Annotated in this window: 16 protein-coding genes and 2 pseudogenes; 5 read left to right on the forward strand and 13 right to left on the reverse strand. The window is 63.2% G+C overall.

Annotation, left to right across the window (positions count from 1 at the left end; translation table 11 throughout):
- Nucleotides 1-117: 117 nt before the first annotated feature.
- Entirely contained in the window at nt 118-417 is a 300-nt protein-coding gene (locus PMI04_RS16445) for a hypothetical protein (protein WP_007715256.1), read from the reverse strand.
- Between the two features lie 343 nt (nt 418-760).
- On the opposite strand from PMI04_RS16445, the gene PMI04_RS16450 reads away from it, so the two are divergent.
- A complete protein-coding gene (locus tag PMI04_RS16450; RefSeq protein ID WP_081491057.1) occupies nt 761-1,792 on the forward strand; it encodes a M28 family peptidase in 1,032 nt (343 codons plus the stop codon).
- Nucleotides 1,793-2,080: 288 nt separating this feature from the next.
- Here the strand turns inward: PMI04_RS16450 and PMI04_RS16455 are convergent, their stop codons facing one another.
- The gene (locus PMI04_RS16455) at nt 2,081-2,422 is read right to left on the reverse strand and encodes a hypothetical protein (RefSeq protein ID WP_283184788.1); all 342 of its coding nucleotides are present in this window, start codon (nt 2,420-2,422) and stop codon (nt 2,081-2,083) included.
- 449 nt (nt 2,423-2,871) lie between these two features.
- Between PMI04_RS16455 and PMI04_RS16460 the strand changes: the two genes are divergently transcribed.
- On the forward strand, nt 2,872-3,846 hold the full coding sequence (locus PMI04_RS16460; RefSeq protein WP_007714390.1) for a hypothetical protein: 975 nt from the start codon (nt 2,872-2,874) through the stop codon (nt 3,844-3,846).
- Here PMI04_RS16460 and PMI04_RS16465 read toward each other — a convergent pair.
- The 5 genes from PMI04_RS16465 to PMI04_RS16485 all read right to left on the reverse strand — a co-directional run bounded on the left by PMI04_RS16465 (nt 3,809) and on the right by PMI04_RS16485 (nt 6,538).
- Complete coding sequence (locus tag PMI04_RS16465; RefSeq protein WP_007714388.1) at nt 3,809-4,276, reverse strand: SRPBCC domain-containing protein; 468 nt, start codon at nt 4,274-4,276, stop codon at nt 3,809-3,811. The two genes, PMI04_RS16460 and PMI04_RS16465, sit on opposite strands and share 38 nt — an antisense overlap.
- Entirely contained in the window at nt 4,273-4,764 is a 492-nt protein-coding gene (locus tag PMI04_RS16470) for a VOC family protein (protein WP_007714385.1), read from the reverse strand. The genes PMI04_RS16465 and PMI04_RS16470 overlap by 4 nt, the downstream gene beginning before the upstream one ends.
- Entirely contained in the window at nt 4,764-5,555 is a 792-nt protein-coding gene (locus tag PMI04_RS16475) for a VOC family protein (protein ID WP_007714383.1), read from the reverse strand. Before PMI04_RS16475 ends, PMI04_RS16470 begins: the two co-directional genes overlap by 1 nt.
- 143 nt (nt 5,556-5,698) lie before the next feature.
- Nucleotides 5,699-6,061, reverse strand: coding sequence for a DUF1428 domain-containing protein (locus tag PMI04_RS16480; protein WP_007714381.1), 363 nt, complete (start codon nt 6,059-6,061; stop codon nt 5,699-5,701).
- Between the two features lie 30 nt (nt 6,062-6,091).
- On the reverse strand, nt 6,092-6,538 hold the full coding sequence (locus tag PMI04_RS16485; protein WP_007714379.1) for a VOC family protein: 447 nt from the start codon (nt 6,536-6,538) through the stop codon (nt 6,092-6,094).
- A 113-nt stretch (nt 6,539-6,651) separates the two neighbouring features.
- Between PMI04_RS16485 and PMI04_RS16490 the strand changes: the two genes are divergently transcribed.
- Nucleotides 6,652-7,326 (forward strand): helix-turn-helix domain-containing protein, encoded by a 675-nt coding sequence (locus PMI04_RS16490; RefSeq protein ID WP_007714364.1) that lies wholly within the window; start codon nt 6,652-6,654, stop codon nt 7,324-7,326.
- Here PMI04_RS16490 and PMI04_RS16495 read toward each other — a convergent pair.
- Both PMI04_RS16495 and PMI04_RS16500 read right to left on the reverse strand, forming a co-directional pair.
- Nucleotides 7,319-7,639, reverse strand: coding sequence for an SMR family transporter (locus PMI04_RS16495; protein WP_007714362.1), 321 nt, complete (start codon nt 7,637-7,639; stop codon nt 7,319-7,321). The genes PMI04_RS16490 and PMI04_RS16495 overlap by 8 nt on opposite strands.
- A 125-nt stretch (nt 7,640-7,764) precedes the next feature.
- The gene (locus PMI04_RS16500; RefSeq protein ID WP_007714360.1) at nt 7,765-8,505 is read right to left on the reverse strand and encodes an SDR family oxidoreductase; all 741 of its coding nucleotides are present in this window, start codon (nt 8,503-8,505) and stop codon (nt 7,765-7,767) included.
- 173 nt (nt 8,506-8,678) lie between these two features.
- Between PMI04_RS16500 and PMI04_RS16505 the strand changes: the two genes are divergently transcribed.
- Complete coding sequence (locus PMI04_RS16505) at nt 8,679-9,113, forward strand: helix-turn-helix domain-containing protein (RefSeq protein ID WP_007714359.1); 435 nt, start codon at nt 8,679-8,681, stop codon at nt 9,111-9,113.
- Nucleotides 9,114-9,121: 8 nt separating this feature from the next.
- On the opposite strand, the gene PMI04_RS16510 is transcribed toward PMI04_RS16505, so the two are convergent.
- From PMI04_RS16510 to PMI04_RS16525, 4 genes and pseudogenes are all read right to left on the reverse strand, one after another.
- Nucleotides 9,122-10,084: a hypothetical protein gene (locus PMI04_RS16510; RefSeq protein WP_007714356.1), complete on the reverse strand. Its 963-nt coding sequence runs from the start codon at nt 10,082-10,084 to the stop codon at nt 9,122-9,124.
- 200 nt (nt 10,085-10,284) lie between these two features.
- Nucleotides 10,285-10,869 carry a hypothetical protein gene (locus PMI04_RS16515; protein ID WP_283184802.1) on the reverse strand — a complete coding sequence of 195 codons (585 nt, stop codon included), beginning with the start codon at nt 10,867-10,869 and terminating at the stop codon, nt 10,285-10,287.
- Nucleotides 10,870-11,150: 281 nt separating this feature from the next.
- Nucleotides 11,151-12,164 (reverse strand): nitronate monooxygenase, encoded by a 1,014-nt coding sequence (locus PMI04_RS16520; protein ID WP_007714350.1) that lies wholly within the window; start codon nt 12,162-12,164, stop codon nt 11,151-11,153.
- A gap of 121 nt (nt 12,165-12,285) precedes the next feature.
- Nucleotides 12,286-13,550 (reverse strand): annotated as a pseudogene (locus PMI04_RS16525) (aspartate kinase).
- A 352-nt stretch (nt 13,551-13,902) separates the two neighbouring features.
- Between PMI04_RS16525 and ubiG the strand changes: the two are divergent.
- A pseudogene (ubiG, locus tag PMI04_RS16530) lies at nt 13,903-14,636 on the forward strand (bifunctional 2-polyprenyl-6-hydroxyphenol methylase/3-demethylubiquinol 3-O-methyltransferase UbiG).
- The last annotated feature ends 376 nt before the right edge of the window (nt 14,637-15,012 follow it).

Below are 15,012 nucleotides of genomic sequence, written 5' to 3' on the forward strand. Positions count from 1 at the left end.
CTTCGCGGCTCCGCGTGATTCATTATTCGCGCGGAGCCGCGAAGAGCGCGGAGGAGAAAGAAGGAAGGGCGGGAATGGTGGGAAGCGGAATGACCGGATTGAAGCGGAAAATTGCGGTTAGCGGAACTCGCGCAACACCTGCTGTACAGCAAGTTCAATTGCCCTCAATGACTGTTTAAACATGGCAATTGCGTAGCAAACGAGCGCGACCATGAAGCCGAAACCGAGCCAGTCCCCTTCACCGAAAATCCAGTTACCCATCCATCCCCCAACGATGAGGAATAAGACCGTGCAATAGCGTGGCAGGGTAAACGGAAACGAATACATAATGCGCTCAGCAACCTGCCGTTCGTTGCCGATCTGGGCAGGGGAAAGCAACCCTGGCAGCATCCTGATCCCAAATGCCCCGTCGAACATTAGTAGCGTGCCTCCCAAGGCAAGGGTAAGCCCGTCTGCCGGGGAACAGCATCCCACGCCGCAGGAAACATCAGTAGGGCTGCGATGAACAGCATGAACCATATCGACTGAAAAACCCGCATTAGGTCACTCTTAATGGCGAGGTGAACGTCTACAAGTGGTCGCTTCGCGCCGGGCAGCTTTCCCGCCCAGGAGCGGACGGGCAGCTATCGGGGGAGCGAGGCGCCAGGCGCGCCGGTGAACGGCGATCGAGGGTGGTTAGCGGACTGGCGGCTATTGGAGCCACAGTGTAGAAATTTGCCGGAGGGGGATGTGTCCTCCCGACTCATGCTATGCAGCAACGATGAAGATACCAAACGTCTCCAGTGAAACCGTGATACGGCTGACGGCCATAGGGCTTCTGCTTCTACTTTTCGGACTGCCAACCGGTGTGTTCATTTGGATGACCGCTGTGCCGGGGCAATCGTATCTCGGTCCGTTGCCCCCTTTGACATTAGACCAGTCGCGCCTGACGGAGTCGTTGAAAGCAGATGTAGCAGCCATTGCTAGTAGGCCGCACAACCTGCAGTATCCAAGGGCATTGGAAGCTGCTGCTCGTCATCTAGAGCAAGAATTGGAGGCGGCTGACTATGACGTTCAGCGTCAATACTATGAGGCGAGTGGACGTCCGGTGCGGAATATCGAAGTGGTTCTCCAACCGATGTCGGAAACTGCCAGAACTTTGGTTATTGGAGCACATTATGACAGCGCAGGTGACGCGCCCGGTGCAAACGACAATGGTTCAGGTGCAGCGGCACTGCTAGCGCTCGCTAGGCGCATGACGGACCTGCGCGGTAGAACGCCAATCAAGATAAGGTTGGTGTTTTTTGTCAATGAAGAGCCGCCATTCTTCCAAACGTCGAAAATGGGGAGTGCTGTCTATGCAAAACAACTCCGCCAATCCGGTGAAGATGTCTTGGGCATGATATCATTGGAAACAATGGGCTACTACAGCGACCAACCCGGAAGCCAGCATTACCCATTCCCGCTTGGACTTCGCTATCCCGGCACAGGAAATTTCGTTGCGTTCGTTGGTATGCTTCCATCGCGGTCATTTGTCCGTCAAACCGTAGAAGCATTTCGAAAAGAAGCCCGCTTCCCAAGCATTGGGGGCGTCGCGCCGGGCGCACTTCAAGGCATCGGTTGGTCTGATCATTGGTCATTCGCTAATGAAGGCATTCCTGCGCTGATGGTTACAGACACTGCCCCATTCCGGTATCCCTATTATCACACCACACGGGACGCACCGGACAAGATCAATTACCAGCGACTGGCCCGCGTCGTGTCTGGACTAGAATCATTGATACGTCGCTGGCCCAGTTCACCATCGCAATAGAGCGTTGCAGCCGTTTTCGGTTTCAGGTCTGGAGGGTGAAGGCGCTTCGCATATTGAATAGATGGCGCGACGGCGAATGTCTGCAACTGGGGGTAAGCAGTATTCTTCGGAATGGCAAAAAATGGTCGCTTCGCGCCGGGCAGGTTTCCACCCAGGAGCAGACCGAGCGCTATCGGGACAGCAGGGCGCCAGGCGGCCTAGCGAACCGCGATCGGGGTGGGTTTCAGACAGTCCGGTTCTGTTCGATATACGCACAATAGCGGACCTAGCTTTGAGCGAACTAGCGTCTCATTTCTGATGCTTTTGTATATCGTCCATTTCAGTATCAGGCATTACGAAGAACGACAGATCAACGCACTCACCGTTGTCAAAATCTGCGTTGACCATTTCTGCCGCATCGCCTGAAAATGAAACCCCCGCATTGCGCGGGCGCTTGCCCTCAAAACGGCTCTCGTCATTTTCTAACGTCATTAACACGTGGCAATGATAGACGTCCTCAGCCGGAGAATCGATAAGCCAAGACAGTTGGTCGCGGAGGTCCATTAATGCCTGACGGTTGGCATAGACGTTCAGCCCATCTCGGGCGAAATTCAAGCAAATCCGAGATTTATTGTTTGCTTCAGGTCTCATTACGCATCCCACTCACGTTAATTCCGTGTTATTCGATTGTTTAGCGGGCTGATATTTACCGATCTACTAACGGTCTACCTCAGACGGGCAGCGTATTGTGGCATGACCGCTTCTGGGGATCGAAGAATGGAAACTGAACGACAATCTCTGGTCGTTAGCCGTCAAAACCCAATATCGTCATTGCGAGCGTAGCGAAGCAATCCACCGGCGCGAGATGGATTGCTTCGCTACGCTCGCAATGACGGGGGATGGCCGTTTGCAGACCGTCCGAATTTGCCCCAGCGGCGCAGAACCAAAGAATAGCGCCTGATTCACGCCACCGGCAAAATCGCGAAGTCACATCGAAGGGTAAACACACCCTTGAGCCCATTCCCTCATATTTCGGTAACAGCTTCCCCGTCAGGCTGCCGCCGCGGCGCGCCCGCATTCCTTCCTGCCGGACCCTTGCCATGCGCCGCCCCACCACCAGCTTTCTCGCCTCCAACTTCCTCGACAGCGCCTTCGGCCACGGCGCGGACGGCCGCCCGCTGTTCATGCCGTTCGGCCTGATCGGCGGCCAATATGCCATCCCCGACATGGCCACCGCGCAGCGCCTGCGCCGCGGCGTCGCGCGCCTGCTGCCGCTCGCCCTGCTGCCGATGCTCTGCCTGCTCGCGCTGTTCCTGCCACCTGTCCGCAACGCCTACGCCCTGCCGCTGCTCGGCGCGATGGCGGCCAGCTTCGCGCTGTTCAGCATCACCTTCTTCCTCTGGGTCCGCCACGCCACGCGCGGCCTGCAGCGCGTCGATCGCGCGCGACAAGGCATCCCCGCCCTGCTCGATCCCGACGAGGCGCTCGCCCGCCGCCTGCTCGACCGCGTCCGTCCGCCGCGCACCCGATCGGCCGAAGAGACGCTGGGCCTGCTCGCCGGCTTTGCCTGCCAGATGCTGCTGCGCCATCGCGCCGAACAGGCGGGCACGCCGGCCCCGCTGATCGAGGTCGCGACCCATGACGGGCGACTGCGCTATTTCGGCGATGCCTTGAATGGCCTGCTTGCCGAATATCCCGGCTCGCTCTGGGCGGGCGTGGGCGATGGCAAGCCGCAACTGCTGCTCGGCCCGCTCTTCCGCGAGATGACCGATGCCTGTGTCGGCGATGATCCCGACTATGCGCAGATGATCGCGCTGCTCCAGCGCCACTGGACCGCGACCGCGCTCATCCTGCGCGGCCAGGGCGTCGTGATCGACCGCTGGCCCGATCTCTTCGCCCGCGCCCTCCAGCTTGCGGCGCAGGACAGCGACGACAGCTCGCTCAAGCCCGCCCTGCTCTTCATGCGCGCCGCCATCGCCATGTCGAAAATGGACCCGGCGGAAATATTGGTGCCCGACCAGCCCGCCGGCGATCCGCTCAGGCGCTCGCGGCCGACGTCTCGCACAACGCCTTGAACTGGGCCATCATCTCGTCCCAACCGGGATGGAAGCCCATTTCCTCATGCCGCGCTTTCGCCTCCGCGTCCCAATGGCGCGCGGTCGCGGTGAAGCGGGTGCCATCGCCCTCCGCCGTAAAGTCCCAGATCGCGGTCATGAACGGGCTCTGCGGCACCCAGCCGGCGGCATAGGCATCGGTCGTCACCACCCGCGCATTGGGCACCACCTCCAGAAATATGCCCTCCATCGGCCCGGTCTCCTCGCCATCCGGCCCGAACATCTGCACCGCGCTGCGGCCGCCGGGGCGCATATCCTCCTCGATCACCTCGGCGCGCCAGGGCTTGGGGCAGAACCATTCGTCCTTCAGGTCGGTCCACACCTTCCAGCAAATCTCGCGCGGCGCCTCGATCAGGCAGGTGACCGACAATATATGCTCCGCCCCGCTCATGCCGCCTCTCCCAGGAACGCCGCATGCATCGCGGCCGTGTCCAGCTTCTGCATCGTCATCATCACCTGCATCATGCGCGCAATGCCGGTGCGGTCGCCGGTGTGATAATTGTCCATGATCTGGCGCGTCACCAATTGCCAGGAGAGGCCATATTTGTCGGTCACCCAGCCGCACGGGCCGGCCTTGCCGCCGTCACCGGTCAGCCGGTCGAAATAGCCATCCAGCTCGGCCTGGTCCGCGCACGCCACCGACAGCGATATCGCCTCGTCAAAGCTGAATTGCGGCCCGCCGTTCAGCGCCTGATAGCTTTGCCCGAACAGGCTGAACTCGACCAGCAGCACGCTCCCCCCCGGCAGCGGCGAAGGCGACGGGTTTTCCTCGGGATAATAGCTCACATGGTCGACCGACCCGCCGAACAGCGACGCATAATAATGCGCCGCCTCCTCGGCCCGGCCGTCGAACCACAGGCAGGGGGAAATCTTGTCCATCACCCTTCTCCCTTGCTGCCGACCAGCGCGAACATCGCCCCCTGCGGATCGGCCGCCTGGATGATCCAGGCGCCGCCCGGCACCTCCATCGGTCCCTGCATCACGCTGCCTCCCCCGGCCGTCACCCGCGCGACCGCCGCATCGATGTCGCCGACGGTGAAGTAGAACAGCCAGAGCGGCACCGGCACTGGTTCGGGACGCGGCATGATGCCGCCGGTCATGCCGTCAAAGTCCGTCGAACCGGTCTGCGAGACAAGCTGATAGCTACCCATCGCGCCCATATCCATGGCCTCGCCCTTCGACCAGCCGAACTGGCCGGTGTAGAAGGCCAGATCCTTGTCGAAATCGCCGGCATATAGCTCGTGCCAGCCGACATGACCCAGCGCCGTGAGTGGCGGCGCGTCCATCCCGTCGGGGCTCGATCCCTTGAGCAGCATGAAGATCGCGCCGCCCGGATCGGCCATCACAGCAAAGCGGCCAACGCCCGGAATATCCTCGGGCGGCCGCTTCACGCTGCCGCCGGCATCGGTCAGTCTTGTGGCATCGGCGTCGACATCGGCCGACCCGACATAGCCGCCCCACCAGGGCGTCATGCCGCAATCCTTCGCCTCGGCGGGGATCGCCATCACCCCGCCCAGCGGCCCGGCGCTGCCGCTGACGACATGATAGTCGCCATCCGGGCCAAAGGGCTGCGAAGTCCAGCCAACGACATCGCCATAGAAGGCCAGCGCCGCCTGGGGATCGCTGGTCATCAGTTCATACCAGAAGAATTTGCCGCTAAAGTCGGTCATCCTCTTTCTCCCGAAACTATCACCGTTCGTGCTGAGTAGGGACTGAGCGAAGTCGAAGTCCCGTATCGAAGCATCTTTCGCCCCCTTCGATACGCCCCTTCGCATGGCTCAGGGGCTACTCAGGGCGAACGGATGCAGAGATCTCAACCCTTTTCGTCGACCAGCACCTCGAACCCGCCATAGATCAGCCGCGCGCCGATGAAGGGCATGTCCTCGCCCTCCTTGGGCTGCATGCGCTCGTCCTTCATCACCTTCTCGGCGCCGGCATCGCGGGTCGCCTTGTCGGGCCATTCGATCCAGGAGAAGACGACTTCCTCCGCCTCTTCGGCGATCACGGCGGTGCGGAAATCATTGACCTTGCCGGGCTTGATGTCGTTGCCCCAGCATTCGACCACGCGCAGCGCGCCATATTCGATGAAGATCGGCGCGGCAAAGGCCGCGATCTCCCGATAGCGTTCCTTGTTGCCCTTGGGCACCGGGATCACGAACCCGTCCATATAGCTCATCGTCTCTCTCCTTGTGCAAGGTCGTCGACATCAGGCGTCGGCAGTCTCTCCCTGGTTCGCGGCCATGGCGGCGGCGACATCCATCCACATCACTTCCCAGATATGGCCGTCCAGATCGGCAAAGTTGCGGCCATACATGAAGCCATGATCCTGCTTCGGGTTCGGCTCGGTCCCGCCCGCCGCCAGCGCCCTGTCCACCGTCGCGTCCACCGCGTCCCGGCTCGTCTCGCTCAAACACAGCAGCACCTGCGCGGTTTCATGGGCATTGGGGATCTTGCGCGGGGTAAAGCCGGCGAACCGTTCATGGGTCAGCAGCATCGCGTGGATCGTCTCGGAAAAACTGATCATCTGCGCGCTGTCATCGGCGAAATCATTGTTCCGCGTGGCGCCGACCGCTTCATAGAAGGCGATCGCGGCGGGCAGATCGGTGACGGGCAGGTTGACGAAGATCATCTTCGGCGCGGGCACATCGGCCATCGTCTCTCTCCTCATGCTTTCCCGGCGGCTCGCACCTTTGTCTGAGTCGCCGACTTGAACTTTGTGCGCCCGAAGATTATATTATGCAACAGACAAGTTAGAAAAGATAACCAATGAGTCCCAACCCGCGCAAACGCGCCTATCAGGATGGCTGTGCCACCGCCCATGCGCTCGATCTGATCGGCGATCGCTGGGCGATGCCGATCATGCGGGAATTGCTGCTCGGTCCCAAGCGCTTCACCGACCTGCGCGCCAGCCTGCCCGGAATCAGCGCCAATGTGCTGACCCAGCGGCTGGAGGAACTGGAAGCGGCCAGCATCCTGGTCCGCCGTCGCCTGCCCCCGCCCGCCGCCAGCCAGATTTACGAACTGACCCAATGGGGCCGCGAGTCGGAAATCTTGTTCATGGTTCTGGGCCGCTGGGCCTGCCGATCGCCGACGATGCAGCCGGGCATGCCGATGAGCCAGGTATCGGTGGTGATGTCGATGCGCACGATGATCGATCGCGCCGCGATCGGCGATCTGGATGCGACGATCGGCTTCCGCTTCGGTGAGGAGGAATTTCGCGCCACGCTGCACGATGGCGATTTCACCATCGATCGGGGCGCAGCGGCCGGCGCCGACCTGATCTTCACCGGCGACCAGAATGCGCTCGCCGCCATCGTCTATGGCGGCCAGTCCTTCGCCGCGATGGCCCCGGCCTTACTGGTGGAGGGCGACCGGGCGCTGGCGGAGCGGTTCGTCCGCCTCTTCCCCCTGCCGCCCAAGGCGCCCTCAACCGTCAGCTAGGCGACGCCAGCTTCATCATGACAAGGCCCGACAGGATCAGCGCCGCCGCCGCCAGCCGCGCCGGGCTGATCGCTTCGCCCAGGAAGGCGACGCCGACGGCAAAGGCCCCCAGCGCCCCGATCCCGGTCCAGATCATATAGGCGGTGCCCAGCGGCAGGGTGCGCATCGAAAAGGACAACAGCCCGAAACTGGCGATCATCGCGCCAAGGGTGATGAGGCTCGGCACCAGCCGGGTGAAGCCCTGCGACTGCTTCATCGCAAAGGCCCAGACGATTTCGAGCAATCCGGCAAAAAACAGGGCAATCCAGGCCATGATGGCGCTCCTTCACAGGGGCGCCGGGCCGTCCCGGACTTGAAACCCGCATGCGGGGGAGGACGTGGCCTCGCTTGACGAAGCTCAGATAGTCCTCTCCCCTGCAGGAGGCAAGGTCCAGGGCCTCAATGCGCCCCGTTCAGCATCCCGAACACCTGGTCGAACTCGCCGCGCTTGGTCGCCTCGCTCAGGAACTTCACCCGCTCGACATGGATTTCCGCTGGGGTCGGCTCCTGCCGCAGCAGGCCCATCGTCTCGCTGATGAAATCGGCGAGCGGCATCATTTGCGGATTTTCGGCATGGCCGGGCATCAGGTCGGTCTGCACGCCCGGCGGCACGATCTCCACCACCTCGACGCCCGTGTCCTTGAGCTGCTCGCGCATCGCCAGCGACCAGCCATGGATCGCCGCCTTGGTCGCGCTGTAGGTCGGCGTCGCCGCCAGCGGGACGAAGGCCAGGCCCGACGACACGGTCAGGATCGTCGCGCTCTTCTGCGCCAGCAGATGCGGCAACAGGGCATGGGTCAGGCGGATCGGGCCGAGCAGATTGGTGGCGACCGTCGCTTCGGCGATGGCGAGGTCGATCCTGTCCTCCGCCACCATGATGCCGGCATTCAGCAGCACCGCGTCGAGCGCCGGGAAATCGGCGACCAGCTTGTCCGCAAAGGCCGCGATCGCTGCCGGATCTTCCATGTCGATCACCATCGACGCCATGCCGGGGTGGGCTGCGACCACCTCGTCGAGCGCCGCCTGCCGCCGTCCGCCGATGATGACCTGGTTGCCCGCCGCGTGATATTCATGCGCCAGCGCCGCGCCGATGCCCGAACCGCCGCCGGTGATGAGGATGGTGTTGCCGGAATTTTTCATGGGAAAGCTCCTTTGACCGAAGCATCGCGCGTAAAAGTGGGAACCAGTTTTACGCGGAGCGATGCGTTACAAAAAACTGGAGCGTGCTCCAGTGGCTTGCCCATCAATTTAGGCCTATACTCTCTTTTGGAAAGAAGGCACCGAAAAGTGCCATAGGCACCCAAAGGTAAGAAATGGCCAATCCGCTGGAATCCCGCTTCGCCACGGCCGAAATAGCCGCCGCCGAGCAGTATCTCGACCATGATCCGCCGACCGAACTCGATCCGCGGGTGGAGCGACTCGTCAACGAATTGATCGGCCGGGTCGCCGACAAATGGACGATGCTGATCCTGGAACTGCTGGAGGAGCGCGGCACGCTGCGCTTTACCGAGATCGGCCGTGCGGTCGAGGGGATCAGCCAGAAGATGCTGACCCAGACGCTCCGCCAGATGGAGCGCGACGGCCTGCTCACCCGCACCGTCCATCCGGTCGTGCCGCCGCGCGTCGACTATGCCCTCACCCCGCTCGGCAACAGCCTCAGCGCCGCCTTCTGCGGCGTCTGGGTCTGGGCCGAACGCAATCTCGCCACGGTCGAGGACGCCCGCGCCCGCTTCGACGCGCGCGCCTGACTACGACCTCAAGGCTCCTGCGGCGCTGGCACTGGCTGTAGCGGCAATTTGGGCGCCTCAGCCTGCGGCTGGGTCGGCACGACGGGCGGCGGCGCAGCCGGGGCAACCGGCGCAGGCGCCCCTTCATATTGCGGTGCCGGCGCGCCCTCATATTGCGGCGTCAGGGTCGGCACGACGGCCGGCGCGCCCTCGGCGGCAGCGTCGCCTGGCGGTGGCGGTGGCGGGGTCGCATCGCTCACAACCTGGCCCACGCTCGGCGCAAAGTTCTGGGGTGGCGCGTCGCCCGGCGGGATCGGGGGTGGCGGCAGCGGCGTGGGCGACACCACCAGCGTCACTGTCCCGCCAAAGCGCGACTGCCACTCGGCCAGCCGCCGCAGATAGTCGGCATAGGCCTCGTAGAAATCCTGGAACGGCTTTTCCAGCTCGGTCAGCGCCTGCGGCGCAGCAGGCAGCAACTGCCCCGGCGGCAGGGCCAGCAGCCGCGCGCCGACCGCGATCGCCACCGGGCAAAAGCTCTTCGTGACCGGCGGCAGGGCGAAGAAATTGTAGACGACGGTGTTCAGCCGTTCGCGCTGGGCGATACTGGTTCGGCCATAGGCATAACCATAATTGCGCTCCACCGCCGCATTGGCCTCCGCCAGTTCGGCGCGATGCACCGCCAGCAGCTGATTATATTGCTGCCGCGCCCGCGCATCGGTGCAGTTGAGAGCGGCGACGTTCAGCGCCATACGCACATGCCAAAGCGCGGTATTGTTGGTGACGCCGCGATTGGGGGTCAGATATTTGCCGTCATCCCCCTTGTCCGGAATGCTCATCTCCTCGACCGCGTTCATCGGCGGGCGGGGCATCACCGTTTCCACGACTGGCGGCGGCGGCGTGGGTGGCGCCTTCTGCTCCGGCGCCGCACAGGCCGCCACTGCCAATATGGCCGCCAGCGACAGGCGCGAAAGCAAAGGGCGAGGGAAGGACATTCAAGTCTCCGAAGGTCTGGGCCGACATCAATGCCGGGCATTTCCACCGGAGGAAACATGCTTAATGCACAGCCGATCACGCTCCTGCGCACGGCTCGTCGCGACATACCCGCCCGGCTGCTGTTAAAGTCCCGCTATCCCAATTGGTTGCAATGCAGCAAGCACTTGGGACGCAGAAAGGGCGGGGGGATCAAATATTTTCAGTCGGCGCGCGCCAGAAGCCGCGACAACGCGCCCTTGGGCGCGATCACATCGTCGTCGGCCATCATGTCCGCGCTGTTGAGACTGACTTTGAGTGCTACCGGCACCGGCGCGCCAGCCGGCGCCATCGTCAACGTCCGGTTCGCGCGCCAGCTGGCGAGCCGCGTTTGATAGGCGGCATAGGCCTCGTAGAAATCGGTGAAGGGCTGTTCCAGCATGGCAAGGCCCGTCGGCGCATAGGCGATCAACTGGTCCGCAGGCAGGCTGTTGACGGCCGCGCCCACGCGCACCGCCTGCGCGCAAAAGGCCGCCTGCGCCGGCGGCAGGGCAAAGAAATTATAGACGATGGTGTTGAGCCGCTCGCGCTGCGGGATCGCCGCGCCGCCGAACTTGGCCTTATATTCGCCCTCGACCTGCATATTGGCCTTGGCCAGCATCGCCTTATGGCGGGCGAGAAACTGATTATATTGCAGCCGCGCCGCGTCCGCATTCCCCTGGCAGGACAGCGCCGCCACATTCAGCGCCATGCGGACATGCCACAGCGTCGCAGGCGCGCTGAGATTGCGGTTGGGCGTCGCGCGCAAGCCATCGGCGCCGATCGGGGGATCTGCATATTGGCCGTCGCGCCCAGTGGTGGCAGCGGCTGTGGCATCGCCTGGACCGGCATCGGCGCGGGCGGCGCGACCGCCACCTCCTTGTGACCGGCACAGCCCGCCAACAGGGCCATGCCCCCCAGCGGGCACAGCAGCACAGGACGAAGGGACGCACGCATGGATAGTCTCCGGCAACTCTTGTGCCGGGAACCATGCCCGATATTGGTTAAGAGCCGATAAAGCCTGTTTTCAGCTCACCGCATCGCAGCGGTTCAGGCCGCGCGGCGCTCCAGCGCAGTTGCGGCCTGCGCCATCAGCTCGGCGATGATGTCGGCGACCGGCTCTTCCTTGGTCACCATGCCGACCGACTGGCCCGCCATCAGCGACCCGCCCTCGACATCACCGTCGATCACGGCACGGCGCAGCGCACCGGCCCAGAAATGCTCGATCTGCAACTGCGCTTCCATCATGTCGACGGCCCCCTGATCCAGCAGATTGGCGACCTCGCGCTGCTTGGCGGTGAAATTCTCCATCCCTGCATTTTTGAGCGACCGGACCGGGATCACCGGCAGGCGCGGGTCGATCTGCACGCTGGCGATCGCGTCGCGCGCCGACGCACGGAAGAAGGCCTTCTTGAATGCGGGATGGGCGATGCTCTCGCTCGCGCAGGCAAAGCGCGTGCCCAGCTGCACGCCGGCCGCGCCCATTTCCAGATAGGCGGCGATCGCCTCGCCCCGGCCGATGCCGCCGGCGACGAACACCGGCACCTGCTCCGCCATTTCGGGCAGGATTTCCTGCGCCAGCACGCTGGTCGCCACCGGGCCGATATGGCCGCCCGCTTCCATCCCCTCGACCACCAGCGCGTCGACGCCCGATCGCACCAGCTTCTTCGCCAGCGCCAGCGCCGGGGCGAAACAGATCAGCTTGGCCCCATTGGCCTTGATCGCCTCGATGCTGCCCTTGGGCGGCAGGCCGCCGGCCAGCACGACATGCGACACGTCATGCCTGGCGCACACTTCGATCAGGTCGAACAGTTGCGGGTGCATGGTGATCAGGTTCACGCCGAACGGCTTGTCGGTCAGCGCCTTGGTCGCCGCAATCTCCGCGTCCAGCAATTCGGGCGTCATCGCGCCACAGGCGATCACGCCGAAACCGCCGGCGTTCGAGATCGCCGAAACCAGATGCCGCTCGCTGACCCAGCTCATCGCCCCGCACAGGATCGCACTCTCGCAGCCGAGAAATTCGGTGCCGCGGGCCATCAGGGAAGCGAGTTTGGCAGTGGTCATGTCGTCAAGCCTTCAAGATACAAAAAGCCCCTCCCCGTCGGGAGGGGTTGGGGCGGGAGCATGTCGAAGCAGGCCCCCTCACCCTTCCTCATCCCTCCCCTGACCGGGGAGAGGCAAAAAATCAAGCCGCCGGGGCGTCCAGGCCATAGGCGGTGTGCAGCACGCGCACCGCCAGTTCGGTCTCGTCCTCGTCGATCAGCACCGAAACCTTGATCTCGCTGGTGGAGATCGCCTCGATGTTGATGCCGCGTTCGGCCAGCGTCTTGAACATGGTGGCGGCGACGCCGGCATGGCTGCGCATGCCCACGCCCACGACGCTGATCTTGGCCACTTCGGTGTCGGTGATGATCCGGCGGAAGCCGATCGCGTCCTTGTTGGCTTCCAGGATGTCGACGCTGCGGGCGAGGTCCGCGCGCGGGACGGTGAAGGTGACGTCCGTCTCCTCATTGTCCTTGCTGTCATTCTGGATGATCATGTCGACGTTGATCGCCGCATCGGCCAGCGGGGTGAAGATGCTGGCCACCGCGCCCGGCTTGTCGGGCACGCGGGTGACGATGATCTTCGCCTCATTCTTGTCATGGGCGATGCCGGTGATGAGCTGACGTTCCATCTTGGTTTCCTTGAGCTTGGCTTCCAGTTCCTCGTCGCTCACGATCAGCGTGCCGGGAGGTCGTCCTGGGTGGGATCATCGAAGGAGGAAAGCACCTGCACGACCACGCCTTCCTTCATGGCGAGGCCGACCGAGCGGGTCTGCAGCACCTTGGCGCCGACCGAGGCCAGTTCCAGCATTTCCTCATAGGTGACGAGGTCCAGCTTGCGGGCGCGCGCCACGATGCGCGGGTCGGTGGTGTAGACGCCGTCGACGTCGGTATAGATGTCGCAGCGATCGGCCTTGACGGCCGCGGCCACCGCGACCGCCGACGTGTCCGAACCGCCACGGCCCAGCGTCGACACCCGGCCATCGTCCATCATGCCCTGGAAACCGGGGATGACGGCGACCTGGCCGGACTGCATCGCCGCGATCAGCGCATCGGTCTCGATCGTGCTGATGCGTGCCTTGGCATGGGCCTCGATCGTGCGGATCGGCAATTGCCAGCCCAGCCAGCTGCGCGCGTCCACGCCGATCGCCTTCAGCGTCATCGCCAGCAGGCCGCTGGTGACCTGCTCGCCCGCGGCCACGACGACATCATATTCGGCGGGGTCGTAAAGCGCCGAAGCTTCCTTGCAGAAGCCGACCAGGCGATCGGTCTCGCCGGCCATGGCCGATACCACGACCGCGACTTCATGGCCCTGGTCGACGACATGTTTGACGCGCGCGGCCACGTTGCGAATTCGCTCCATCCCCGCCATGGAGGTGCCGCCGAATTTCATCACGATGCGCGCCATTTGCTTGTCGAACCTATCCTTTAAGCGTTTTCAAAGCAGGTGGAACAGCTGCTGACTTCAGAAAACGCGACCAACAAAAGATCTGGAGCAGCCGAACCGATGCAATCGGATCGGACACTGCTCCAATTGTGAAACAAAATGTCCCAAAGGGGCAAAACGGCTGCCCTATTAGCAGCCGCGACGGATATGGCAAGCAGTCCTGCCCCACCGTCTGCCGCGGCAGCGGTCCATTTCCAGCACCATGCCCCGCCTTCAAAGACATAGCCATGACAGCATGGCAGATTGGCCTTCTCGCCGCCCGCTGCTAGAACCGCCGCACGGGTGCTTCGCCACCCAGCAAGACCCAAGGTGCATGATGACTGAGACGACCGCGACGATCGACCCGAAGGAAGCCGCCCATTTCGGCACCATGGCCGCCGACTGGTGGGATCCCAAGGGGTCGAGCGCGATGCTGCACAAGCTGAACCCGGTCCGCCTCGCCTATATCCGCGCCGCGATCGACCGGCATTGGGACAGCGACGATCATGGCTTCCGTCCGCTCAGCGGCAAGCGCGCGCTCGATGTCGGCTGCGGCGCCGGCCTGCTGGCCGAACCGCTTGCCCGCCTCGGCGCCAGCGTCACCGGCCTCGACGCCGCGCCGGAAAATATCGCCGTTGCCAGCGCCCATGCCCGGGGCCAGGGGCTCGCCATCAACTATCGCGCCACCCCGGTGGAGCAGATCAGCGACGGCGACTATGATCTCGTCACCTCGATGGAGGTGATCGAACATGTCGCCGATCCCGCCGCCTTCGTCCGCGCCCTCGCAGCCAAGCTTGCGCCCGATGGCCTCATGATCCTGTCCACCCCCAACCGCACCCCCATGTCGCGCCTCGCCATGATCACCATCGGCGAAAGCATCGGCGGCATTCCCAAGGGCACGCATGACTGGGCCAAGTTCATCACCCCGAAGAACTCACCGCCCTGCTCGACGACGCGGGCCTGGAAGTCACCGACAGCAGCGGCCTCGCCTTCGATCCGGCACGTGGCTTCACTTTGTCGGCCAACAAAGCGATCAACTATCTGCTGACGGCGCGCCACAGGGTGTGAGTCGATCATTGCGGCATGCGCGCCCGGCCGACGTCCTGCGCGACAGGCAAGAATAGCGCCGGTTTTTCCGTAGCTTTTCGATCGCCCCTGACAGCATGCGCCAGAGGTCGCTGACAACAAGCACGGTTCCCACGACAAGCCATTGTAACTTAATTTTAAATTCCATTCATTTCAGGAATTTAAATGGCAAATAAATTTACCAAATTGTCATTATGAAATTCATCTGGTAAAATAGCCGGTGCGGACATAGCCGGGTCGCCATCCGCATCGTTCGACCGCCTGCGGACCGACCGACTGACAGTGTCCCCGCCCCGGCCGATCATCCGCGTTCAGGAGATCGAACCATGAAACTGCTTTTCTGCACCCTGCTTGCCGT

It is taken from the genome of Sphingobium sp. AP49, assembly GCF_000281715.2.
Lineage (GTDB): Bacteria > Pseudomonadota > Alphaproteobacteria > Sphingomonadales > Sphingomonadaceae > Sphingobium.

What these genes read in the sequence shown, in the direction of transcription:
- PMI04_RS16445 (WP_007715256.1), bottom strand. Translation starts at nt 417, where the DNA reads ATGTTCGACGGGGCATTTGGGATCAGGATGCTGCCAGGGTTGCTTTCC.
- PMI04_RS16450 (WP_081491057.1), top strand. Translation starts at nt 761, where the DNA reads ATGAAGATACCAAACGTCTCCAGTGAAACCGTGATACGGCTGACGGCC.
- PMI04_RS16455 (WP_283184788.1), bottom strand. Translation starts at nt 2,422, where the DNA reads ATGAGACCTGAAGCAAACAATAAATCTCGGATTTGCTTGAATTTCGCC.
- PMI04_RS16460 (WP_007714390.1), top strand. Translation starts at nt 2,872, where the DNA reads ATGCGCCGCCCCACCACCAGCTTTCTCGCCTCCAACTTCCTCGACAGC.
- PMI04_RS16465 (WP_007714388.1), bottom strand. Translation starts at nt 4,276, where the DNA reads ATGAGCGGGGCGGAGCATATATTGTCGGTCACCTGCCTGATCGAGGCG.
- PMI04_RS16470 (WP_007714385.1), bottom strand. Translation starts at nt 4,764, where the DNA reads ATGGACAAGATTTCCCCCTGCCTGTGGTTCGACGGCCGGGCCGAGGAG.
- PMI04_RS16475 (WP_007714383.1), bottom strand. Translation starts at nt 5,555, where the DNA reads ATGACCGACTTTAGCGGCAAATTCTTCTGGTATGAACTGATGACCAGC.
- PMI04_RS16480 (WP_007714381.1), bottom strand. Translation starts at nt 6,061, where the DNA reads ATGAGCTATATGGACGGGTTCGTGATCCCGGTGCCCAAGGGCAACAAG.
- PMI04_RS16485 (WP_007714379.1), bottom strand. Translation starts at nt 6,538, where the DNA reads ATGGCCGATGTGCCCGCGCCGAAGATGATCTTCGTCAACCTGCCCGTC.
- PMI04_RS16490 (WP_007714364.1), top strand. Translation starts at nt 6,652, where the DNA reads ATGAGTCCCAACCCGCGCAAACGCGCCTATCAGGATGGCTGTGCCACC.
- PMI04_RS16495 (WP_007714362.1), bottom strand. Translation starts at nt 7,639, where the DNA reads ATGGCCTGGATTGCCCTGTTTTTTGCCGGATTGCTCGAAATCGTCTGG.
- PMI04_RS16500 (WP_007714360.1), bottom strand. Translation starts at nt 8,505, where the DNA reads ATGAAAAATTCCGGCAACACCATCCTCATCACCGGCGGCGGTTCGGGC.
- PMI04_RS16505 (WP_007714359.1), top strand. Translation starts at nt 8,679, where the DNA reads ATGGCCAATCCGCTGGAATCCCGCTTCGCCACGGCCGAAATAGCCGCC.
- PMI04_RS16510 (WP_007714356.1), bottom strand. Translation starts at nt 10,084, where the DNA reads ATGTCCTTCCCTCGCCCTTTGCTTTCGCGCCTGTCGCTGGCGGCCATA.
- PMI04_RS16520 (WP_007714350.1), bottom strand. Translation starts at nt 12,164, where the DNA reads ATGACCACTGCCAAACTCGCTTCCCTGATGGCCCGCGGCACCGAATTT.